Below are 244 nucleotides of genomic sequence, written 5' to 3' on the forward strand. Positions count from 1 at the left end.
CCTGTTTGCAGCCCAGGCGCAGGCGCGCCCCGAGGCACCGGCGGTGATCGATGGCCCCCGGGAGTTCTCCTATGGCGATCTGGATGCGGCCTCCAGCCGTCTGGCGCAGTATCTGGTGGCCCGGGGCGCCGGGCCTGAATGCGTCGTCGGTGTGTGTGTGGAGCGTTCGGCGGAGCTGATTGTCTCCCTGCTGGCGATCTGGAAGGCGGGCGGGGCCTATCTGCCGCTTGATCCGGACTATCCG

Annotated in this window: 1 protein-coding gene; it reads left to right on the forward strand. The window is 68.9% G+C overall.

What is annotated here, in order from left to right:
- Positions 1–244 (forward strand): AMP-binding protein (locus E1297_RS00240; protein WP_155132515.1); only part of this gene is annotated, 244 nt, incomplete at both ends.

The organism is Roseibium sp. RKSG952 (assembly GCF_009711355.1).